This window comes from Spirochaetota bacterium (assembly GCA_034190085.1).
In the GTDB taxonomy this organism is placed as follows: domain Bacteria; phylum Spirochaetota; class UBA4802; order UBA4802; family JAFGDQ01; genus JAXHTS01.
The window spans coordinates 23,502-47,084 of the sequence record JAXHTS010000015.1 but is presented as its reverse complement, the minus strand read 5'-3'; the positions used below and the strand labels follow the sequence as shown (position 1 = coordinate 47,084).

The window sequence follows — 23,583 nt, the reverse complement described above, 5'->3', positions numbered from 1 at the left end:
GTTACAATTGAGCCCTGGCGCAACGAAATCCAACAACGATGTACCTATCGAGCGGGACGCCGTCGAGGCGAGCTGCACAGCGACAGTCGCCCTGCCCACCGCTCCACGAGCCACCGCGCAAGGCATAGCTATCTTTATCCTTGTCAGACCAGCTTGACGTCCACTCCCAGACATTACCGGCCATGTCATAACAGCCTGCCGGGCTTCTGCCTTTTGGATAAAGTGTCACTCTCGTTGTCTTCCCATGACCAGACTCTCGTGTATTGCAAAGCTCACGATCAAATTCGTCTCCCCATGGATATTCCCGGCCGTCGGTCCCTCTGGCAGCGCGCTCCCACTCTATCTCCGTTGGCAGCCTTTTATGCGCCCATTTTGCATATGCCTCAGCCTCGTAAAAGTTTACCCCTACAACAGGGCAGTCCGCTTGGCTCCATTTTGGATCATTCCAATATTTTGGTTGGATAACATTACCGCGATTCCTCCAATTAAATCCTTCTTCACTCCAGTATTTGTCATTTCTATATCCTCCAGCCTTAATAAATTCTTCATATTGCGCATTGGTAACAGAATAGATATCAATCTCGTAAGGTTGATCAATCTTTTTTTCTCTCTTATCATCTCCATATTTGAAAGTAGCAGCATCTATTTTTGCCATTATGCCGAAATCAAACTGGTCTTCAGTGTCTTTCTTATCCTCATTATATTTTGCGCTCTCGACAACTCCGCTCATGGTTATCAATTGTACAAGCTTATCCCTTTCAATGTCAAATTTGAGTATAATATCAACCAGAACCTTCTGATTAATATACTGCTGAAGTGAGGAGGGAGCCTTTTCAGGAATCTCTGATGGAATAATCCAGCGCTCTGTATCGTCTCCGAGCGCTTCTTGAACCCTCTTAATCTCTTTTTTGAGTTCATCTAAATTATCAGGATTACCTCTAATATCATCCCTAAGACGTGGGTAGCGGTAATCAATAATATTCCAGAACAGCACATGTCTAAACTCAATATCATCGATATTTCTGTTTCTTAAGAGACCAGCAACCAGATTCAGATTATTCAAGAAACGCTTAAGTCGTCGCGGGTTATCCTGCATTGCAGGCAGAATGAGCGGAAGATGCGGCGTTACATCATCCATATTAGCAAGAACAAGTTTTTCCAAGAATAACTCAAAATCAATATTTGTAAACTTCGGCAGGTTGAAGGTTACCTGAACGATCTTATCCATAAATTTTACCGCATCGCTATCATAAGTTTTTTTGAGAGCTTTTTCAATAATATCGTTATCAGCGCCAATTACAAACACGCATCCCTTTTTATCCATGAATAACTTGATGGTCTCAAGCACGTTCAGAATTCTCGGTTCAGGGCAGCGGTCAAGGTCATCAATGAAAATAATCAGCGCAGCTTTGGTATCATCCGGCTTTTCTGATTCTTTTCCTTTCGGTCTCCAATTCAGATATGTCCAAAGGAGGTCGTCAAAGAACTCCTGAAATATATCATAAAAACCGAGTTTTTCTTTATATTTCATTTCCGAAAAAAATTCCGATATATTAACTCCTGCAACAAGTTTTGACAAATCTCCTGTAATTTTAGATGTTTTAATCCTGTCAGTAAGTTCTTGAATTTTTGCTTTGCATAATTGAAAGAAATTATCCTGCTCCATGGTTTTGAATATCTCTTCAATCAATGCAGCCAGTATTTCATCTTCATTTTTATATTTCCATGCCTGAAACCAGACAGTTCTGCATTTTCGATAAATTTTTTTATCTTTGAATTCATTATTTTTTTCTAATCTTTTATTCTTTTCATTCCTTGGATCAAGTCGGTATCTGGTGGTCTGCATCAATGTTGTTTTGCCTGATCCCCAGGGTCCGTAAATGCCGATAACAAGCGGTGTCTTATTATCTTTATTTGCGATAAGCTCCGCAATAGTTTTGGAATAGGCGTTAAAACCAAATTGGTCGGAATTCATTTTCGGACTGTCGCTTATAATGTAGACAGGCTTGTGAGTTTTTTTGTCTGTCATTCGTTCTCCCTCCTAATAATCTGAGTGTGGTTGTAAATTGTGTGTAAAGTTAAAAATCAGATGCTGTGGTTTCCTTGTATTCACAGGGGAATACTCTGTGGGCGCAGTAATGACATAGGGATTACTCCTATTCCATGTTTCCCACATGTTATACCTGTCATTCCGGCCGTGCGTAGTGAAGCGAAGCGAGTGCCGGAATCTCACGGAAAAATATATATTCAGAAGAGTCCGGCATTCGCAGTAATGACATAGGGCAACAGTTACTTGTCAAAGGTCACAACTGCGTATGCAGGAGCCTCTCTATAATAAAATCATGATTGAGACCCCTGTATTCACAGAACCTGACCCTGTGCATACTCTAACTTCTACCCACATTTTTTTGTGTAAAGCAAGGAGATGTGGGGATTAAAGAGATATGGTGATATTTAATCAATTTCTATTCTTCTAAAATCTGCCCTCTCCTTAGCAAAGTTAACAAGAATACCAACTTTTAGTCAGGTTGCTTTTAAATATGAAGGAATTTGAGTATAATGTGATTTACTAAGATTTTCAACAGTCTTAAGTTCAATAATAATTCTATTTTCTACAAGAATATCAAGCCTATGACAGCCAATTTGTTCATCTTGATAAAAGATAATAACTTCCTTTTTGTTTTCTGTTGTAATATTTCAATTGTTTAACTCAATTAATAATGCCTTTCTATAAATACTTTCCAAAAATCCTGGACCAAGAGTATTATGAACCTTAATAATAGACCTTATTATTAATTCAGTTAGTTTATCTTTTTTATATTCAATCACCTTATCTCTATAATCCCCTTATCCCCTATTTTACACTAATTTGTGGGTAGATGTCAGGTGCATACTGGGGTATGATATTTTATTAACCTCAACTCATTCTACTTGTTTTTTAGTAAACTCAATATTATTTTATCCATAGCTGAGTAGTCTCTCACCCCGCTGGCGGGGAATAATTGAATGAGTAAGTTCTCAAAAATTGAGGATTTACTTGGAAGTTACCTTTAATTTTCCATTAAATGTTTCTTTAAGAAGTCACATTCTAACTTTACCACCTCTTTAAAAGCATCCCCCACATAAACATCAAAGTGACCAAGTGGCACACCTTTAAGGGTTGCATTACCCATCAAAGATACCGCTTTTTTGATGCCTTTCGGGTTTATTAGTGAATCATTTTCTGCCATTACTACCAGTGTGGGGCATTGAACCCTTTTCGCATACTTTATTGGCATATATAAAGGAGCAGTCAGGAAAATCCTGGCCGGACATTCATTTGCGAATGCATAGTCCTTCGGCACAAGGGCCATATAGCCCGAAAATGCGTCAGGTGTATTCATTACAGCGAGTGTGCCGGGTTTTCCAACTACTGGCACATAATTTGGTTCTCTGAATGTGACGACCCTCAACACGTCACTTAACGCTGAGATCAGGGCCTTGATGATTACTTTTAAATTTAGGGCTGAAGAAGCGGCAGAGGAGATGCCTCCAACAAAGGGCACCTGTGCTACAATTGCCCGCACACTTGGGTTTTTTGCTGCTGTAACAATAACATGTCCCCCGCTGAAGGATGAGCCCCATAATGCGATTTTGTCTGAATCGATGTCCTTCAAGGTGCGCACATATTCAATAGCCGCCTGCCAGTCCTGGAGATGACGCGATGGGCTGACAAGGTTTCTTGGTTTACCTTCACTTTTTCCGAAACATCGATAATCAAAGAGAAATACAGCCATCCCTTTCTCAGAAAATATGTCTGCATATGGGGGGAGACCAAATATCATTTCCGCTGCAAAGCCATGAGCCATGATAACAACCGGAGGTTTTTTTGCTTTGCGAGGGCGATATAACCTCCCTGAACACTTGATCCCCTTGCTATAGAAGACTGCGTCTTCTATAGCGATGTTCCCTTGGGTCTCTCCTATATTTTTATTCATGTTTATCTTCCCCTTTTAAATTATGTTTGTATTAAGCCTAAAGCATCGATCCTCTGTTATCACATTAAAGTGTCACATTCGGGCACAGAAAAAATTATTCAAGATTTAGATGTGCTAAGCGAGATACTAAAGAATATTGATTATTTGTGATAATAATCAATTTACAACATGTCAATGATAAAAAGATTACAAAATCAGAATACCATAGTTAGGCATAGTTTACTTTGTAATCCACAATTATGACTAAAGGAATTCTTGAATAGATTTAGCATTGATATTGAGTCATCATTCAGCGTTATCTACATACAAATCTCTTTGGATACACCACAGCAACAATTTAACACTTCATATTAAGTTTCATTTTTAGGGTGAGTGCTCTTTATGGTTCTATTATTCTTCATGATGTGTATTAGTTTAATAATTCTCAAAGGATTCCCTGCTTGTAATGGATTAAGCTTTTCTCAGAACAATTTTAATTCCTGAGCTTTTGTTCAATCAATATAGTATAGAAGCGTATAATTAAGGCTTCCTGAAGTGTACCTTCATTGACGGATTGAAAGGATTATCATCTATATGCTCACTGTTTACGAGTCAGTAATTTCTTGCGGCCGCACGTCAATTTATTGAAGGAAATTGGAATAAAACCTGGATTCAGCGTTCAATATTACGATTGTGGTCCCGGCAATTACATTCCACTGCTTGCACAACTGGTGGGTTACTCAGGGGAAATCTAAGCTCTAGACATACATTCGATCGCAATAAAGGAAGTCCAGAAGATAGCTTCACAAAAAGAAATAACAAATGTGAGAATAATTGAGTCTGATTATGACACTGGACTCCCAGACAACAGTATAGACGTGGTTTTTTGCTGTACGACACTTTTCATAATCTTTCTCAACCCGATGATGTGCTGCGAGAACTGTATAGTGTGCAAAAGTCTGATGGTACTGTATCCTTTAGTGATCACTACATGAAAGAGCAAGACATCCTCACGCGGGTAATGAACATGGGTTTGTTCAAACTTTCGATGAAGGCCAGGATGACATACTTTTTCACAAAGGAAAGTTAGCAGGCAAGTCACTTATCATATCGCTGAAGAGGAACAGGGCAAAGCCATACCGTTTCTGAAAGGTTTTTTTTCGAAAGTTAACGGCTTCTTCTAAAGCACTCGCTCATCGTTGCCCTACCCCTCAGCTCAGGCGATAAATTTATCAAATGTACTTCTATTTATCTCTTATTATTTTACGCTCAATGGAGATACTCTCTTCATCATTATTATGGATAAGCATACTGATATCCGGATTGTCCCTGTATCTTTTCACATTCAGCATAAAAATCTCCAGATTACTGATTATATTTGGAGGCAAGAGATTTCCATCAATCTCTATAGACATTACGGGATAACCCTGTTTTCGTGACCATGGTGTAATGAGACCTTCAATCACGCGCCCGATAAGGCATGCAAAGGGTGATATATTTACAATACCGGAATAGCCGTCCATCATTGCAGTTGCTGTAGCGCCGCATGATACAGTAATTTCAGAATAGAGTTCATTGCTTACAAAGATTTCTTCAGCGTTATCCGTAATTCTTTTCATATTGTGGGGAGTATCTGGTATAAGTTTTGTTGTCTTCAGAATATCTTTGATTTTTTTATCAACTCTTCTCTTATACCACTGCTCGATTTTCCATGTTAATAATTCTCTAAATGTTTTTGAAAAATATCTTTTATAAAATGGCATATTCTGAAGATTTTTTTTAATAATATAATAGCGAATAAAATCGCAATAGTAAATCCATTCCGTAACAGTGGATACCTTGCCTATTATCCCCTTTTCACTGAAATTCTGTATCAATTCATCAACTGCAAAGTCATCCCGCCTAACGTAAATTTCGCCTACAATAAGTACGCGGGGGCATTCATCAATTTTTCGTTTTAATGGGATTTCTGATATGCTTTTAGCAATTGATTTTAGCATCGGCGGGATGTTCCGTATATCCTTCTCAGCAACTGCTATCATCTGATGCCAGAGTTTATCATAAATCTGCATTGCTTCAATAGGATTTTCAGCACATGTTCTTAAAGAGGTTTCAATATCTTTCATGTAATCAGCAATCATAAGGCCCCACCACCCGCATTTTGAAAAGCCAGGACCAAGTTCAGAATAGGAATTATCTGAATCAAGGGTTAAAACCAGAAGGTTTTCAATTCTAAGATCTTTAAAAAGATTTTCGTAGAACACAAAGTATTGTCCGGTTCTGCAGGGGCCCGTTGTTGTTGGAACAAAAAGCAGGTATAGTTCGTCCTTCCGATACTTATCAGAGTTTAGATACTGAAGAATGCTTCCCAGAACAAGATGTGATGGAAGACATTCTTTCCCGGAAACATGATTCCTCGCAAGCTGTAGAGTTTGCATATCAGGCAGAGGCATTGCTTCACAATTAATACCGAATGAGCGTATGGCTGCAGACATAAGCTCTGCAGTAAGTCTCCCCATATTCGAAAGAAGCAGCTTTACCTTGGGATTATTGCGAATCTGTATCTTTTCTCCTGTGTGAATATTCTTGATATAAAAGTCATCACTCCCATTATTAATAAATCGTAGATTATTGTCATATCGAGTTTCTTTAATATTTCTGAGTTTAAGTCTGTAACCGTCGATTATATCAAGAAATGCCTCAACCCTTGTATCTATACCCGCATCTGCTGTATGGGAATCCAACTCAAGAATAAGAAATGGTTTTGTTCCCATGATCCATTTTACATAGTGAAGCATAAATGAGTCAGGAGCACAGGAAAAATTTGATATAAAAGTAATAAATATATTGTCCTCGTCTTTTAGGAGAACGCTTGATTTCATATCCTGCTGGCCGTAATACCAGTACATATTTGGGAAGATTTTTTTATCATCAAAAGGAAGGATATCAAATGGGATAATAGAATATCCTCTACTTGTAAATTTTTTTGGAATCCCCATATTTGCATCAGGAGTAAAAGCATTGTAGGGTCTGCCCAGTAAAGCGATTACAGGCTTTTTGGATTTTCTGGAATCCTCAATCGCCTTCTCCCCAAGTTTAATTGCGCTTTGAAAATATTCCTGCTGTTTTTCAAGCGCTATATTAAATGCCTTTATGGCTTCCTGTTTTGAGAAACCGAGTTTATAACCGATTTCAATAAATGAGTCGCGTACTGTGTTTTCCCCGTCTGAAAATCCTATAATTGGCGCAAGGTATTTCTCCTTCGGGATCTCTGGAAAAGCTTTGTTTATATAATATGGCAGACTTTGTGTAATTGGACATAAATTTGCATCTGTGCCTTTTTCAAGAGTATCCATATTTTTCAGGTGAGGAAGGAAAATATAATCTATATTCTGTTCCCAGATATTTTGAACAGCCCCATGAGCTATCTCAGCAGGGAAGCAATAGCTGCTTTCTACTCGCGCCACGCCTTCTTTTGCAATTTCATTTGAGAGTATAGCCCTTACTCCAAGTGAGTGGAAAAACCATGAGTAGAGAGGCCATAATGTATAAACAGAAAGACAATTCGGGATTCCAACAAGATAATCACTTTTTTGTATAAAGCTTTCAATTGATGGAGCGAATTCTTCAAACATAAGTTTATTCTTGATTGCAATATAATCAAAGACTTCTGATTCATCGCTAGTTTTTTTCTTCCGTATATTAGTGTATTTATTGCATCTACCTCCAAACATATACTTATGCTCATTAACTTTCAGCACACGTATTGGGCATTGATTATCACAGGCCTTACATTTGAATTCTCTTTCATAGATAATATCTGATGCTATTATATCATCAATATTATAGGATGATTTTTCGATGAGGCCTTCTGTCAGTTTTTGTTTTGCAAGAATTCCAACTCCGAAACAGCCCATTAATTCTGGATCAGGGGGAACAATAATATCTTTATTTAGTAGCATGGCAAAGGCAAGCGGGATAGCCTTATTCTTGGCAACTCCCCCCTGCAGAACTATACTGTTCCCAATCGTTCTATTACAGACAACCCTGTTAAGATAATTTGATACAATGGAGGTTACAAGACCTGCTGTAATATCTTCTCTCGATGCATTCTGTTGAATCGCCTTACGTATATCCGAGTTGATAAAGGCTGAACAGTGCTCACCAAATTTTAATGGCCTTTTCGCAGCTATAGCAATATCGCCAATTTCCCAAGCATGCTTGATGTTGAGATCTCCCTGAGATGACTCCTCAAGAAATGATCCTGTTCCTGCAGAGCATGCCTCATTCATGGCATAATCGATAGGAACGCCATTTTTTAAAAATACATATTTTGCATCCTGACCACCAATTTCAAAGATTGTATCAATATCATTTTTATAAAAGGTTGTCCCAACAGAGTGTGCGATAATTTCATTATAAACGGCTGGTGTTTCTAAAAAAACTCCTAGAATTTCCCTTGACGACCCTGTTGTTGATGCAAGTGATATTTTTATCTCTTTATTCCCGAGCTCCTCTTCTAATTGCTTTTTTATTTCGATTAGACATTTCTTCAAGGCGCTTACTGGATCGCCATGGGTTCTTCCATAAAAAGAGGCAACGACTTCATCTGTCTCTATATCAATCAGACAGGCCTTTGTTGTTGTGGAGCCGCCGTCGACACCAAGTATATATTCTCTGTCATGTTTTACTTTCCCCTTCTTTGAGTCAATATAGACAACCCTTCCCTCAGATTCTTTTAAACATTGAAATCTATCGAACTTTACTCTGTTTTCCTTAAAGATGGTTTTAGGATTTTTAATTTGAGTCCCGATATCTCTGGCTAAAAGGGCAGCGCCGTATGCCTCAAAATATGAAGCCTCATCAGGGCAGATAAAGTTAATTTCAGGGAGTTTCTCTTTGATAAAGTTCAAAATATATGGATTATTGGTAACCCCTCCGGTAAGCAGTACATTTCCTTTTGTAATTTTTGCCCTTTTTAAAAAGTCAACAACTTTAGTAGCCATAACATCGCTCAATGAAACAACTATATCATCTCTAGTTGCTTCGCCTTTATTTAGTTTATGAGTACAATCGCTTTTCATAAAAACTGAACATCGTGAAGACAGCTTCATAACTTTACTATTTGGAGAGATTGAATGTATATCTTCAAGCTGCATGTCCATTCTTCCAAGTTGTTGTTTAAAGAATTCGCCTGTTCCTGATGCGCATTTGTTCCCGGATAGATTTGATATGATCTTATTATCATTTAGCCTGTATACAATTAGATTCTCCCCGCCCAGAGAAACAACAGCATCAAAATCAATACTATAATTTTTTATTGCTTCTTCAATACAAATTGGTTCAATTGCATTATTGATATTTAGAAGGTATCTCCCTTCATTTCCAGTTACAAGAGCCTGGAAATTATTTGGGATCTGGTTTGTCTCAAACACTTTCCTTAATGAGCTGATAAGATCCCCATCATGTGAGAGCATCTCACTCCATATAATATTATTTTCGTTGATTAAAACCGCTTTAATGCTTGATGAACCGATATTAATTCCTAAGCTATACATCTTATGGCTCCTGTACATATTAGTATTAACAATGAATTTCTATAACTGTAATTCGGATTTTTTGGATGTTACATCAATTCTCTAATCCCATCATTGTTTTACATGTCTTTGTGTAAAGGTCGCGAAAAATATTGGTTGGATCAGTTTGGCGCTTTACCTTGTAGTAATTTTCCTTATTCCATGTCTTCCAGAAGTCTAATTCAGTGTAGTAGTTGTTAGAGATGAGGGTTTTAAGCCCCCCGATATTCATTAGTTCATCTTCTATGATCTTGTAATAATTCTTATCATCCTTCTTATTCATTCCATAGATGGCCAGATCAATGAAAAGTTTATCCTTAGTCTTACGCAGTAAATCAGTTGTTATCCATTCATAGTCCCTGACGATTTTGTATGGCACACACCATAATGGGAAATGATTTACTTCTTTTGTATACCATTCTATAAAATTGCTGACTTTCGAAAATGGTATGAATACATCAACTGTGATAGGAATTTTTTTATCTGGAATTAACCTGCGAAACTTTTCAACTAATTTTAGTGTGCTTGAAGAGTTTATGAACTTTCCGAAGATTAGCCTGGTTAAGAAGAATTTAGGAGTTACATTAGTTACACCTTTGTCATACCTGAAGAAGTAGTCAGGTGTTTTGAGATAATCTTCTTTTCGTTTTTTTGTGCTTAGATAGTAGACCCTCATCCAGTCATAATTATGCGTATAGGGCGCTTCATCAACAAAATTTGCTAAGCTCAGCACTAATTCCCTTGGGGAATGAATGATTCCATCCATAAAATCGACATCTTGATCCTCGTAGTGTGCCCATATGGCTGATTTATAATCTTCAATATTATTATATTTCTCATAAGTCACTTTCACGAATGGCCTGGCTGGTATCAATTTAAAAGTTAGTTGCGAGATAATGCCAAGGGTTCCGAATGTGCCGTGTATCATCTGGAATAATAGATTATTCTCATTATCAGGTGTACAAATTAGAACGTCACCTTTTGCAGTGATTATTTCATATTCAAGGCAAGTATCATGAAATCCGCCGTGCTTGTATGACATTGATTCTATGGAACAGCCTGCAACAGCTCCTCCGATTGTAATGGTTTTGAGTTCCGGCACAATAATGGGAACAAGGTTGTATTTCATCGTTGCTGTTACCAAATCAACAAAGGTGATGCCAGGCTCAGCTATACAGATTCCCTTCTCTGGATCGATATGGATAATTTCGTTTAAATCAGTGAGGTCAATCTTCTCATCCGAATATCTTTGATCATTTAGTTTCGGGACTTCATGAGAAACAGCCTTCTTCTTTATTGACAATGGTTTAGTGCTTTTACGGTTTTTTAATTGTTTGACAAGCCTATCTATTTTTTGTTCATGTGTTGGCATATTCTACTCCGATTATGAATTAAAGAATTTATCATTTTAAAAAGATTGGATATTAAAAGTTAAATTCATTTTTCTCTTGAGGAGGTTAACGATAGAAGATGTACTTATAAGAAGCAATACTTTTTTAAATATTTAGGGAACCTCTATTAATTAAATTTCTAACAATACCCTTATTCACAAACCCTGTGGAATCAGGTGTTTGCACAGGCTGGCAACAAAATATTTTTAATTAATAGAGGTTCCCTTTATAAAATAACCCATCCGTGAATCATTTTGGCGCGTAATGATGTTAATTTTGAAGAATCACATCCTTGTAATTTTTCAAAATTCCGATGGGCTAAAATACAATTCGGTTATTTGATAATAGTAAGATACACTTATCTCGTCTATGAGAAAAGATTTCGAGCACTTTTCTATAAAAGAATCCCATTTTTCATTAGAAAGCTGTAATACTCACCCATCTGTTTATTATGAAACCTTGAATCTCTGAATATTGATATTCCTCTTTTTAAGCATCTGATATATTTCTGCGCCCCTTTTTGGTACAGCGCCATTCTTATTTTCCCTTTACTATGTGATAATATTGTTTTATCATACTAATGGTTAAGCTTGGGATTGGAATTTTGAAAATGATTCAACGATTGTGAAAGTAATGTCACTGAAAGCTTTCTTCCAAATTTGGTCGTCCTTGTTGCCTTCACAGTCTCCTTGTACTATCAATTCCAGGAGCGCTTATTATCGGAATGGCTATCATCACACTGATACCTTTCATGCTTGTTAATAAATCTATCTATTTTATATATATTCTGAAGCTATTATGCAAATCTTAGCGCATCGGAAATTCAATAAATTACACGGATGTAATTTATTGAATTTTACATAAATTGCGCCAAAATAATACATGGAGGGGTTATTTTATCTTCCATCTCTTGTATCCCCTTCTCCATCTACTCTAACTGATTAAGAAGAAATGAATCCAGAACTAAATTAATTGAAACAGGCCATCCTTAATAATAAGGATACCGAAATAAAAAAACATTGGCAATCTTCTGCTTTTATTTGCATTCTGTTATATCTTGCTTGGTGGATTGACTCATATAAGTCTAACCCGACAAGGCAAGAACCAAATATATGCTGAAGCTGCCGAAGTAAAGAAAAGAATTAAGACCTTATAGTTTAAATACTAATGCTTTCCGGGATTTAGTTTCACTCCTCGTCTCTCCGAAACGATGTAGGCCAACATGGCGATCATTTCCTTTGAATCCAACTTTAGCGGTTTACCCTCCAATGGATTACGGATGCACCAATTTATCATCTCCCCAAGGGTAATCACACGACCAATCTGTTTTTGAAATTTGGGATAGGTTTCCGGATGGGTGTTTGCTGCATTGGGGTGACACTGAGCACAGGAAACACCATTTGTACTCAATTCTGTGCCAACCCATAATTCACGTCCATACTTGGCAGCGGCTTCAAATTCCTTCTGATACCGATCTAAGTCCTTTTTTGTAAACTCATCAGCTAAAACAGCTAGGGATATTAGAGCAATAACAATAGTAATAATAGTAGTGAATAACCTCATAAACCTTTTCCTCCTGTTAAACATAGTCTCAATTATTAATAGTGGATTTGAGCTGGCAATCGCTTACGTTTATTCTGATACTTGGTGTCCTCTGGCCTGCCCTTTTTCCTATTGAAAGCAATGGTTCTGTTGGTATTATTTGGCAATAAATAATCCATTGTCACCCTGCCTTTATTCATTGAAATGAATTGCCAGCCTGTTGCATCCCGCTCAAAGAAGGGATCCGCTCGATTCATGGGCACTGTCATGGCCGGCAAATAGCTTTTGGCCTGCGAATAGGATTGTGGATATGGCCAAGGCCATGCGGTTGCCATTACCGAGTTAAAGGAGATATTCCCAATCTGATTGTACTGGATTTGATGAACATGGCCATAGATAATATTCACTTTTTTGAATGGTTTAAGTAATGCCAACACCTGTTCTGCATCATCAGTCCAGAAGTTCCATCCTTTGTAGATCTTCTGAAGAGGTGAATGAGAAAAAACAACTACAGGGGTATTTTTATTGACTGTAGATAAATCTTTTTTAAGCCACCCCCTCTGTTTTGCCCCAACCATAAAAGGAGAGCCATTGGGATTGTCCAATCCAGCCATCTCCAGCATTCTCTGCTCCGCGCTTGGCCAACGATTATGCGTCCACTCATCGAAAGTTAGAATGCTGTTCAAAACGACAAAATGCACACCCTTATGGTCAAAACTGTAATATTGAGGTCCAAACAGCTTTTCCCAATATTCCCCAAGATCGAGATAATAATCGTGTTCTCCCATCACATAACGAGTTTTGTGACGCAGGGCGGACATAATTTCCGCTCCGTGATCAAGCTCTTCTTTAGTCCCCAGTTGAGCAAGATCACCACCAAACATTACAAAGTCTGGTTTAGGGATAAGCAGATTTGTTTCAGCCACTGCGCGTTTCAAACCATGATCCCAATTTCGAACAAATTTGTTGCCCTTGATATGCTGAATATGAGAGTCCGATATATATGCAAATGTAAAATCCTCCTTTGTGCTCCCAAATCCAAGCTGAATAACACCTACAGGCAAAGTCGATCCAATGGCAATGGCCGATGATCTTTTTATAAAATCCCGTCTTGTTATATTCTTCATAAGTCACCTCCTCACTTATCACTCAAATTCTTTGCTCGTTAAGGTTTCCATAAATGCAACTAAGTTACTCTTCTCTTCATCACTCAAATCAAGCTGCCGCATACCCCCACTCACAAAGTCATTTATCTTTTCCTCATCTGAACTAGCGCCGCCTCTGTTATAATGATCAACCACCTCCTCCAAGGTTGCAAGACTACCATCATGCATATAGGGCGCTGTTAAAGCAATGTTGCGCAGAGTTGGTGTTTTGAAGGCGCCAAGCTCAGTAAGATTTCGCGTTATTGCAAACCGTCCCAACTCTGAGGTTTTTGTATCCGCTAATACCTTTACATCTACCTCTTCCTTATTATATTTTGCTGACATGAATTCACTAGCCAATCGATCAATATCCTTCTGAGCAAGCATGTTAATACCAACGCCAACATTGTGAAACTTATTATCAGTAAACAGTGCTGTTGTATGTTCAATCACATGACATGAAACGCATCGACCATTCCCAATATAGACCTCAAATCCCTTTATTTCCTTCTTGGTTAATGTTGGTTCCCCTATAAAATACCAACGATCAAAGCGACTATTTGCGGAGATTTGGGTTCGTTCAAAAGCCGCAATGGCTTTGGTAACCTCCCTCATTGTAATCTTTTCCTTTGATTTTTTGAATACCCTTTTAAAGGCTTCAATATACTCTTGATCTGTTCGTATAATCTTTAAGATGGGTTCGTGATTCTTTAGTCCCATCTCAACAGGATTAACAAAGGGATGCAATGACTGATCTTCTAAATCGGGCGAGCGTCCATCCCAGAACTGTGTTTGATTATAGGCAGAATTGATGATGGTTGGAGCATTTCGAGTGCCAGTTAAATCATTGATGCCTTTTGAAACTGGTAACGGACTATCCGTAAAGGCCTTGTCTGCACTGTGACAGGTCGCGCATGAAATCTTCCCTGTTGAGCTAAATCTAGTATCGTTGAACAATCTCTCCCCAAGTTTAACCTTTTCTTTTGTGATAGGGTTATCCGATGGAATATCTAAAACCGGTAATCCGAGCTTTGGGTTTTCTGTCTGTTTAGATTGGCTTACTGCTTGAGACTTGTGTGATGTTTGCGTTGCACTACATCCAATGACAGATATCAGCAACACGATAAAGAATCGTCTAATCATCATATACCTCCCAATATAATTATTTATAAATGAATCCGTCCAAATTTAATTGAAACATAGTAAAAATCAACATTAATTTAACATAACTCAATATAATATATGGTAGCAAATCAATTTGGCATATTTATGCCCTTTGAACATGCGCGGGAATTTTTACATAATACATTATCTGTCGAAATAACTGAGACCTGTTTAAATGATATGACTCATCGAATTGGGACAAAATAGTATAAAAAGCAGCAAAAAAAGAAAGGAGATCTGAATCAGTTGAGAAAGAAAAAAGAGATATAGAAAGATTATATCTGCATGTTGTTAGCTCAATGGTTCCAATAAAGGGGGATGGCGAGCGTGATTTCAAAGAGATGAAGTCTAGTTTAGTGCACACAAGGGATGATATTGTACAGAAAATATCGAAAAATGGAAAAGAAAAAATAGAATTAAAGAATAAACGATTTACTGCTTCAATAGGAGAAGGAGTGGAAAATTTTAAAAAGATGTTTTATGCCCAGGCTAAAAAGAAGGAATATCATTCAGCCAAAAAGGTTATTCTTTTAACAGATAGAGCAACCTGGATCAGTAAAATTAAAGAAGAATATTTCTCAAAGGCGATTCATATACTTGATTGGTACATGATGGTTGATTACCTCTGTAAAACGACGAATGCTCTTTTCAGAGAAAAGAATACCTTGAAATGCGAAGAAGTAGGTAAATAACTATAGGGAACCTCTATTAATTAAATTTCTAACAATACCCTTATTCACAAACCCTGTGGAATCAGGTGTTTGCACAGGCTGGCAACAAAATATTTTTAATTAATAGAGGTTCCCTATAAAGAACAATTATGGGATGGCAAAGTAGTTGAAGTGATAAAATTTCTGGATAAAGAAGGGATGTCAAGAAAACGTAATCAGACAGCAATATGGGAATTGAGGGGATATTTTTTTTAACAATAAAAATTCTATGCGATATGATAAGTTTAGAGAAAATGATTATTATATTGGAAGTGGAACTATTGAAAGTGCAAATACATATATTGTTGCCAATAGATGAAAAGAGGCTGGAATGAGATGGACACTGTCTCATGCAAATTCAATGACATGGCTGAGATGTAAATATTTTGAAGATAGATGGCATGATTTCTGGGAATCAATGAAATTGAAGGAATATTTTTAGACCATAGAGAGACTCGATCAATGAAAATGGCTTTTTAAAAAACTCAGATACCGAATTCAATAACCCCATGAATATTGATATTAAGAAAAATTTCAGTAACGATATTGAAAAAATATATAATAATAAATCCTTAAATCTGTTTATGATACTATCGAAAACATTCAACGAGCTAAGTTTACTAGAGAAATAATACATATTCATAAAATGGAAAGGACCAAGAAACACTATCGTATAATAATTGGAAACTATCGATTGGGTTTGTTTTTCAACAATAATACAGTCTTTATTGGTAACTACTTAATGGATACAATAATATTTATTTTACTAAAAATACAGGTAGAAAGAGTTAAGGTTGGTGAAAATGTCATTCCTGCGAATGCAGGAATCTTTAATGTTTACAAAACCCTCTTAATATTTACATTAGATTCCGGCATTCCGCTACGCTACAGCCGGAATGACATACTTTAGAGAATCCCAACTCATCTCCTTAATACATTTTTTATTTTATAGTGTATATGAAAAAAATATCTGAGTAGTTTCCTTTATTGTAAGATTCCTGCATCGTAAAAAAATCTATAGATTCTTCCCTTGATTATGCGATTCCGACTTTGTTCTACTCTGCATGACTCCCAATGAAAGTAAAAAGTTCCTCCTTTTATTTGTGCGCGTATGTATCGCATGGTTATGATATTACAATATATGTTGGATTATGCTTGATTTTATTTCTCAAATAATCTATGCCTCCATCAATGGTAAATGAATAATGATTGTATGTGATGTTAAGACGCTATAACCCAACCTATGTTTACTACAAAAAATTAACAATTCAATATTAACCATTTCTTATCTTCTTCTTAAAATTTATCCCCAACCCCTATAAACAAACACCAGACAGCCTCTTGTCCCCCCTTCGGGGGTCAGGGAGCAGAGGGTGTTTTGGCTGGCTCGATGTTTCAATGATTGTTGGGTTACGCTTCATTATCTGCATGTTTATCAATGCTAGACGAATTATGATTGTTTGTGCTGTTGAGACGCTAAAAACCAACCTACGTTAACTGCTACACGCAAATGCCTAAAAGTACTTCAGCTTCAACGGAGATGTGGGAGTAAATTATATTTATCCAGTAGTTCCTATTATTGCATATTCACCTTCAAACCATTTACATTTTAGATGTATTGTCATATATATAGGAACTCCCCATTTCGGTACTTGTTGAGGTTTTTCATTAATAATTTTAATCTCTAATTTATCCCATTCCTTATTATTTTTTGTTATATACATTGTATTGTTTTTAATTTTATAGCTATATTTATCACCTGTTATTGAATCAAAAGGATTATCTTTTTCTGTATCATATACTATAAGCTTATTACTTGAACGCCAACAAAGTTGACCAAACTTTAATATATTTTTTGTGAAAGTCTTATTACCTTTATTGATATAGTCTTTTGTTAATACCATAGTTCGTTGGTCTAATCTTATTGCATCAATATATTTTGCTTTATCATTAATTATAGCTATGCCATGTTTCCAAATTATTTTTTCCACCGAACTTAATATTTGACAGTCAATATATATCATATATGTTATAAATAGTGATAATACAATTAATAATTTTCTCATCTATCTACCTCTCCACTTAGTTCGATTAATTTTAATAAGGCAACGGAGCCTCCAACTTTTCAATAAATTCATTTCTTTTATCAATAACCTCTAATTGAATTGTCAAATTTTCACCTTCTTTAACCCTATTTTTAACATCTTCTCGTATTTGATCTCCCGCGTCTGTATCAGAACTTATTATGCAACCTTCTGATCTACCATATCTATGCCATTTTACTTTTAGTTTTGGATCATCTCCAGGATCCTCTGGATGTTCAATTTCAATTTTATTTCCATATTTTGCTTCTTTCATTTTATATATTCCGGGTGCTGCCGGATGCTCATAAGGTTTTTGCTGTTTTTCTTCTTCAATTGCATTAGGATTGTCCTCTCTCCATTCAACATAATCAACTACATCAGTTTCAATTTCACCCGCTCTGTTGCGATAAAATATTTCCTGCTTCCCATACATTCCAACCACATTACCGCTATCATCATACAAATTCCCTTCAATCGTACTTGTTACAGTTACATCAGGTTCCTTCCCCGCAGAATTTCCAGTTGTTCTATCACCACTGCCCTTTGCTTTTTGTAAATCATTCTCAACATTTGCTTTTGCAGGATCTCCGCTGTCACTGCCTGCATTAGCAGCATAAATGTCTTTTGAGACTCCTTTAGAAATCGAATCACCTATCACAAGCACTGCAAGTATTGAAAAATGTCCGGTAGGATCTTTGTATAGGATAGGATTGCCTTTAGTGTAAGAAAATCTATTCCACCCCTGCGTATCAAACACTCCATCAATCGCCGTATCCGACGTAACAAACCGCACGATCTCCGGATCATAGTGCCTTGCATTGTAGAAATAATACCCGGTTTCTTTATCCAGCTCCTGCGAATTGTACTTTGGCGCATTATTCTCATCCCCTTCCTGGAACCAAGTCTCGCCGTAAGGCAGGTACTCCATGCGTGTTACAGGCAAACCGTTGTCATCAACAATAACCTTAACGGAGTCAACCTGATCAGTCAAATAATATCTGGCATCGCCGGATGGAATAACAGCAGCAACACGCACGCCGTTCAGGTAGATATTGTTAACAGCATAGGTAGTATCATCAATAAGCATACCCTGTTCGTCCCTATGTTTTTCGATGCCAAAGTACATAGAAGGATAAAGAATCTCAACCTGACGGGTTTCACCCACAATCTGCCTGTTAGCAAGCTTGCGTACCCGGAACCCTTGATCATCATACCAATATTGGCCGATAAGCTTATCATTATCATCAGGATTTCTATGGAATTCAGTTATCTTTGTTGGATTTAGGTTAGCTTAATCCAATATCAAAGAACAAAATGCTATCTATTGCAGAGGGAAGCACATGATTCTAAACATACATGTAAAAATTACCCTAAGGAAGATTTGATCACCTATTTCATGAGGAGTTTTGCTTTTTTTATTTGTCTTTTTCCAGCATTATAAATAAAACATAGTCAAGTTGTGTTGATGAATACTCCAAAAAATAATTAGTAGTAATTTTTAGATAGCTTTATCCGCTGTGTTAGGAGAGTATGTTATACGGTGGGAAATCGACAACTTGAGTAGTGACATAATGGATTATTCAGATACTACCGAGAGATTAGAATATGAAATGTTATGATAATGTATTATAAGGGGGAGCTATGAGTCATCCGGAACACAAATATACAAACAACCTTATTCATGAGACCAGTCCTTATCTGTTGCAGCATGCTCACAATCCAGTAGATTGGTATCCCTGGGGAGAAGAGGCTTTGGATAAAGCCCAGAATGAAAACAAACTTATCATTGTGAGCATTGGTTATGCGGCTTGTCATTGGTGTCATGTTATGGAACAGGAGAGCTTTGAAGACGAAAAGGTCGCGCAATTGATGAACGATAATTTCGTGGCCATTAAAGTTGATAGAGAGGAAAGGCCAGACATTGACCAAGTGTATATGAATGCTGTGCTATTGATTACAGGATCAGGAGGTTGGCCATTAAACTGTATAGCCTTACCCGATGGCCGACCCATATATGGCGGCACCTATTTCCCAAAATCACAATGGATTGAAATGCTTAAACATGTGTCTAATTTTGTTATGGAAAATCCAAATAGGGCAGAACATCAAGCACAATTACTCACGCAGGGTGTGCAATCCAGTGAAATGATTTATGAGAATACTGAAAAGCCAGAATTTACATTAAACGAATTGAATCGTATTTTTACTATTTGGGAAAACAATATAGATTACACTAATGGCGGGCAAAAGGGAGCTCCTAAATTTCCATTGCCCATAGGTTATCAATTTTTACTGCACTATTATTATTTAACTGGAAATGCAGATGCATTGCAAAGCGTTACAACAACTTTAAATAAAATGGCTGATGGAGGCATTTACGACCAAATCGGCGGTGGTTTTGCTCGATATTCCACAGATTCCTATTGGAAAGTGCCCCATTTTGAAAAAATGCTGTATGATAATGCACAACTTGTTAGTTTGTACTCTGCTGGCTACCAACTAACCAAAGATTCAAAATATAAACTAATTGTGAGCGAAACCCTAAATTTTATACAAAGAGAATTAACATCACAAGAGGGTGGCTTCTATTCTTCACTAGATGCTGATAGTGAAGGAGAAGAGGGAAAGTATTACCTATGGACAAAAAGCGAATTACTTAAAACATTAGGCAATGAAGCAGATGTAATTATTGATTATTACAGTGTAACTGAAAATGGAAACTGGCTAAGGGAGCAGAATATTTTATTCAAGACGTTAAGCGATAAACAAATAGCGGATAAATATAAAATCACTGAGGATGAATTGACAAAACGAGTATTAGAGGCAAAACAGATTTTATTGAGAGAAAGAGTCAAACGAGTTCAACCGGGACTTGATAATAAAATTATTACATCATGGAATGCGCTTATGCTAAAGGCATATGTTGATGCCTATAGGATTTTTGACTACAAAGAATATTTAGATGCTGCCCTGAAAAATGCTGAATTTTTGAATACAAATATTATTACACCTGAAAATAGATTATATAGATGCTATAATAATGGAAGGGCTTCAATTAACGCATTTATAGATGATTATTCCTTTACTATTGATGCATTTATCTCCTTATATCAAGCCACTTTTGATGAAAAATGGTTACTAAAGGCGCTGCAATTAACTGATTATTCGATTGCTCATTTTTATGATAATAACAGCGGAATGTTTTTCTATACTTCTGATATTGATCCAGCATTAATAGCCCGAAAAATCGATGTGACTGATAATGTTATTCCATCGGCAAATTCACAGATGGGGAAAAATTTATTTATACTTGGACAATATTTTTATAACGATGATTATATCCATCACTCAAAGAGAATGATAAACAATGTAAAGAAAAATGCGTTTAATGGCGGAGCTTACTATGCAAATTGGGACATATTAATGACTTGGTTTGCTGATGATCCTTATGAAGTGTCTATTTTAGGCGTAGAGTGTGATGCTATGCGAAAAGACTTTGACAAGCATTATTTACCTAATACATTTCTCTCTGGCGGAATTGGTGAAGGGACATTGCCGCTGCTTGACAATAGACTTATAGAAGGACAAACCACCATTTATATATGCCAAAACAGGGTTTGCAGATTTCCAGTTACTGATGTAAATGAAGCTTTAAAACAAATTATACACTAAATCCCTAACTCGGCAAAGTAGAAACCAAATATATACTAGGCCTGATGAAGTAAAGAAAAGAATTATACAGGGTTAGATTATTTTTTTCTATAAATCCATATTTCTAAAGCCTTTGATTTCCTTTCTGCATCAACAATTAGTTCTCAAAATTTTTCTATCAATCCAACAGGTTTTCCTATGCATAGGAGATAATTCACCAACGATTGTGTTATTGTAATTCAATGTTATGGATTTTTTGAGATTTAAATTGTAAGCTTGCTGAATTAAATTCAATGTGCAGGGACTTATTAATAAAGTGTATAACAGTTATAAATTTTGTTCAACAAAATATGGCATTGAAATTATTCCTGCAGGTCTAAAATTAAAGAAATTCTATATTATTCAAGCTTTTTCTTAAGAAATGAGGAATTTGGATTTACAAAATTCTTTACCCGGTTTATCCTGTAATCACTTCTAATCCTTTAAAAAGTCTTGCCTTAAGAATAAGGACCTTATTGTTAAGGTACTAATATCAGGAAATGTAATTGACACAGTTCAGCTTGATAGATAATTAAGTTTCATAACAGTCTATAAAATCAAGGTTTCGATACAAAAGGAATAATGATCGCTTATCTATCTCGGATTATAGGAGAATGTAAATAATTTATATTCGAGAGAACACCTATCTTAATTAAAGATCATGCAATTAAACAAACCAGAAAATAAATAGCGCTTTTTGCACTATCATATATATTAATGTTGAAGGAAGATCTATGATTGATACTAAGTTATTGGATATACTCGCATGTCCCGCTTGTAAGGGAGATGTGAAATATGATACAAAAAACGAAAAACTCATTTGCACTGAGTGCAGAAGGAAATATCCGATAAATGATGGCATTCCGATTATGCTTGTTGATGAAGCTGAAATAGATTGAGTGAATTTCAATATCAGTAATTTATCAACATATTATCGTAGGTTCAATACATGATATTCTATTTGGAATAGCCATTTGCCTTTTTTCTCAGAGTACGAAGCAACAAGTGGATGCAGCTGAGGCAATGTGAAACCCTTTTTATCCTCAGTTCCGTTTTAGATAGGCAGTTCGATATCTTTTTATAATAAAGGATGTAATATGTTCGATTCGAGGTCAAAAGCAGTAAAGGTTATAGGATATATTATAATTGGTTTTTTTACAATAATCATTATTATATCCTTTGGAATGCCTGATTTTTTATCCAGGCTTGGAATGAACCAGAACGTTGTTGCAACTGTAAATGGCGAGGAGATAAGTTATTTAGATTTTTTGCACTATAGGGACAATTTTGCTCGTTACATGAAGAATGCAAACGATAAGGATATGCAGAAATATATTCTGGATGCATTAATTAGATATAGACTGCAACTTCAAATGGCCGATGAGATGGGAATAAAGGTCTCAGAGGAAAATGTTAAGAGTTCCATAAAGAAAATGCAGATATTTAAGGATAAATCCGGGAATTTTAATAATGAATATTTTCAAAATTATCTTAATTATTTTCACTATAGTTTATCTGATTTCATGCTGATGGTAAAAGAGGATTTGATAAACATAAAAATGATGAATATGATAAATATGGGAATAGGGATCACAGAAGATGAGGTTAATACTCAACATATAATTGATAACTCTAAAATTCAGATCAAATATTGCTTCGCATCCAATAAGGAACTGAAGAAGAGATTTGGCAATAAAATTAAAGTTAGCGAAAATGAAATCGATGAAGAATTAAAAAAGAATCGAAAAGAGGTGAAAGACCCCAAGACTGATCGTAACAGATTAAAGAATAAACTTGTGAATAAAAAATTTGAGAGCGTTAAGCGAGAGCTAACAAGAGAAATAAATGAGTTAGCAAAAAATGACAAGTCCTTTAATATGGCGGCGAAAAAACTTGGCGGAAAAATATTTTATTCGAATCAGTTTAAAATTGGCAGTCCAATTAAGGGAAGTGGCAAGAAGGGAAAGACAATTCATTCAATCAATAATTCAACAATCTTCAGGAATGATTGTTTAGCTTTAGGTGTAGGTAAAACATCCAGAGTAATTAGTTCCTTTGAAGGTCTTTATGTCTTTACACCTGTAAAAAAGGATATAGGCTTCACAAAACCCTCCTCATCTAAATTTACTTCCATTCATCAAAAATTAATAAGGGAGAGAGAGCGGGCTATGTTAATATCAATGATCTCCTCTTACAAAGAAAAATCAAAAATAACAAAAAACATGAAATTTGATTGATATATAACATAACTATGTTATACTTTTTTTATCAATTAATAAACAACCCTGACTCAATATTTTAATAGTTGATTATTATCTAATAATT

General features: G+C 36.2%; 15 protein-coding genes. 6 read left to right on the top strand and 9 right to left on the bottom strand.

Annotated features, from left to right (window positions below; genetic code table 11):
* Position 1: 1 nt before the first annotated feature.
* A complete protein-coding gene (locus SVZ03_02980) occupies positions 2-2,029 on the bottom strand; it encodes an SUMF1/EgtB/PvdO family nonheme iron enzyme (GenBank protein MDY6933170.1) in 2,028 nt (675 codons plus the stop codon).
* A gap of 39 nt (positions 2,030-2,068) precedes the next feature.
* Between SVZ03_02980 and SVZ03_02975 the strand changes: the two genes are divergently transcribed.
* Positions 2,069-2,281: a hypothetical protein gene (locus tag SVZ03_02975; protein ID MDY6933169.1), complete on the top strand. Its 213-nt coding sequence runs from the start codon at positions 2,069-2,071 to the stop codon at positions 2,279-2,281.
* Between the two features lie 769 nt (positions 2,282-3,050).
* Here the strand turns inward: SVZ03_02975 and SVZ03_02970 are convergent.
* The 6 genes from SVZ03_02970 to SVZ03_02945 form a co-directional block, all read right to left on the bottom strand.
* On the bottom strand, positions 3,051-3,977 hold the full coding sequence (locus tag SVZ03_02970) for an alpha/beta fold hydrolase (GenBank protein ID MDY6933168.1): 927 nt from the start codon (positions 3,975-3,977) through the stop codon (positions 3,051-3,053).
* A gap of 1,223 nt (positions 3,978-5,200) precedes the next feature.
* Complete coding sequence (locus tag SVZ03_02965; protein MDY6933167.1) at positions 5,201-9,514, bottom strand: acyl-CoA dehydratase activase; 4,314 nt, start codon at positions 9,512-9,514, stop codon at positions 5,201-5,203.
* 73 nt (positions 9,515-9,587) lie between these two features.
* Positions 9,588-10,904, bottom strand: a complete 1,317-nt coding sequence (locus tag SVZ03_02960) for an FAD-binding oxidoreductase (protein MDY6933166.1) — start codon at positions 10,902-10,904, stop codon at positions 9,588-9,590.
* Positions 10,905-12,087: 1,183 nt separating this feature from the next.
* Positions 12,088-12,486, bottom strand: a complete 399-nt coding sequence (locus SVZ03_02955) for a cytochrome C (GenBank protein MDY6933165.1) — start codon at positions 12,484-12,486, stop codon at positions 12,088-12,090.
* 35 nt (positions 12,487-12,521) lie between these two features.
* Positions 12,522-13,592, bottom strand: a complete 1,071-nt coding sequence (locus SVZ03_02950) for a metallophosphoesterase (protein ID MDY6933164.1) — start codon at positions 13,590-13,592, stop codon at positions 12,522-12,524.
* Between the two features lie 18 nt (positions 13,593-13,610).
* Positions 13,611-14,756: a cytochrome c peroxidase gene (locus tag SVZ03_02945; GenBank protein ID MDY6933163.1), complete on the bottom strand. Its 1,146-nt coding sequence runs from the start codon at positions 14,754-14,756 to the stop codon at positions 13,611-13,613.
* Between the two features lie 317 nt (positions 14,757-15,073).
* Between SVZ03_02945 and SVZ03_02940 the strand changes: the two genes are divergently transcribed.
* Together SVZ03_02940 and SVZ03_02935 are read left to right on the top strand one after the other, a co-directional pair.
* Positions 15,074-15,466: a hypothetical protein gene (locus SVZ03_02940; protein MDY6933162.1), complete on the top strand. Its 393-nt coding sequence runs from the start codon at positions 15,074-15,076 to the stop codon at positions 15,464-15,466.
* Positions 15,467-16,130: 664 nt separating this feature from the next.
* Entirely contained in the window at positions 16,131-16,394 is a 264-nt protein-coding gene (locus tag SVZ03_02935; GenBank protein MDY6933161.1) for a hypothetical protein, read from the top strand.
* A gap of 649 nt (positions 16,395-17,043) precedes the next feature.
* Here the strand turns inward: SVZ03_02935 and SVZ03_02930 are convergent.
* The gene (locus SVZ03_02930) at positions 17,044-17,550 is read right to left on the bottom strand and encodes a hypothetical protein (protein ID MDY6933160.1); all 507 of its coding nucleotides are present in this window, start codon (positions 17,548-17,550) and stop codon (positions 17,044-17,046) included.
* Between the two features lie 31 nt (positions 17,551-17,581).
* On the bottom strand, positions 17,582-18,733 hold the full coding sequence (locus SVZ03_02925) for an RHS repeat-associated core domain-containing protein (protein MDY6933159.1): 1,152 nt from the start codon (positions 18,731-18,733) through the stop codon (positions 17,582-17,584).
* 476 nt (positions 18,734-19,209) lie between these two features.
* Between SVZ03_02925 and SVZ03_02920 the strand changes: the two genes are divergently transcribed.
* The 3 genes from SVZ03_02920 to SVZ03_02910 all read left to right on the top strand — a co-directional run bounded on the left by SVZ03_02920 (position 19,210) and on the right by SVZ03_02910 (position 23,495).
* Positions 19,210-21,240 carry a thioredoxin domain-containing protein gene (locus SVZ03_02920; protein ID MDY6933158.1) on the top strand — a complete coding sequence of 677 codons (2,031 nt, stop codon included), beginning with the start codon at positions 19,210-19,212 and terminating at the stop codon, positions 21,238-21,240.
* 752 nt (positions 21,241-21,992) lie between these two features.
* The gene (locus SVZ03_02915; GenBank protein ID MDY6933157.1) at positions 21,993-22,157 is read left to right on the top strand and encodes a Trm112 family protein; all 165 of its coding nucleotides are present in this window, start codon (positions 21,993-21,995) and stop codon (positions 22,155-22,157) included.
* A 198-nt stretch (positions 22,158-22,355) separates the two neighbouring features.
* Positions 22,356-23,495, top strand: coding sequence for a SurA N-terminal domain-containing protein (locus tag SVZ03_02910; protein MDY6933156.1), 1,140 nt, complete (start codon positions 22,356-22,358; stop codon positions 23,493-23,495).
* Positions 23,496-23,583: the final 88 nt, after the last annotated feature.

Excerpts from the sequence above, each read along its gene's own strand:
- SVZ03_02980 (MDY6933170.1), bottom strand. The coding sequence starts at position 2,029 with ATGACAGACAAAAAAACTCACAAGCCTGTCTACATTATAAGCGACAGT.
- SVZ03_02970 (MDY6933168.1), bottom strand. The coding sequence starts at position 3,977 with ATGAATAAAAATATAGGAGAGACCCAAGGGAACATCGCTATAGAAGAC.
- SVZ03_02965 (MDY6933167.1), bottom strand. The coding sequence starts at position 9,514 with ATGTATAGCTTAGGAATTAATATCGGTTCATCAAGCATTAAAGCGGTT.
- SVZ03_02960 (MDY6933166.1), bottom strand. The coding sequence starts at position 10,904 with ATGCCAACACATGAACAAAAAATAGATAGGCTTGTCAAACAATTAAAA.
- SVZ03_02955 (MDY6933165.1), bottom strand. The coding sequence starts at position 12,486 with ATGAGGTTATTCACTACTATTATTACTATTGTTATTGCTCTAATATCC.
- SVZ03_02950 (MDY6933164.1), bottom strand. The coding sequence starts at position 13,592 with ATGAAGAATATAACAAGACGGGATTTTATAAAAAGATCATCGGCCATT.
- SVZ03_02945 (MDY6933163.1), bottom strand. The coding sequence starts at position 14,756 with ATGATGATTAGACGATTCTTTATCGTGTTGCTGATATCTGTCATTGGA.
- SVZ03_02940 (MDY6933162.1), top strand. The coding sequence starts at position 15,074 with ATGGTTCCAATAAAGGGGGATGGCGAGCGTGATTTCAAAGAGATGAAG.
- SVZ03_02935 (MDY6933161.1), top strand. The coding sequence starts at position 16,131 with ATGGAAAGGACCAAGAAACACTATCGTATAATAATTGGAAACTATCGA.
- SVZ03_02930 (MDY6933160.1), bottom strand. The coding sequence starts at position 17,550 with ATGAGAAAATTATTAATTGTATTATCACTATTTATAACATATATGATA.
- SVZ03_02920 (MDY6933158.1), top strand. The coding sequence starts at position 19,210 with ATGAGTCATCCGGAACACAAATATACAAACAACCTTATTCATGAGACC.
- SVZ03_02915 (MDY6933157.1), top strand. The coding sequence starts at position 21,993 with ATGATTGATACTAAGTTATTGGATATACTCGCATGTCCCGCTTGTAAG.
- SVZ03_02910 (MDY6933156.1), top strand. The coding sequence starts at position 22,356 with ATGTTCGATTCGAGGTCAAAAGCAGTAAAGGTTATAGGATATATTATA.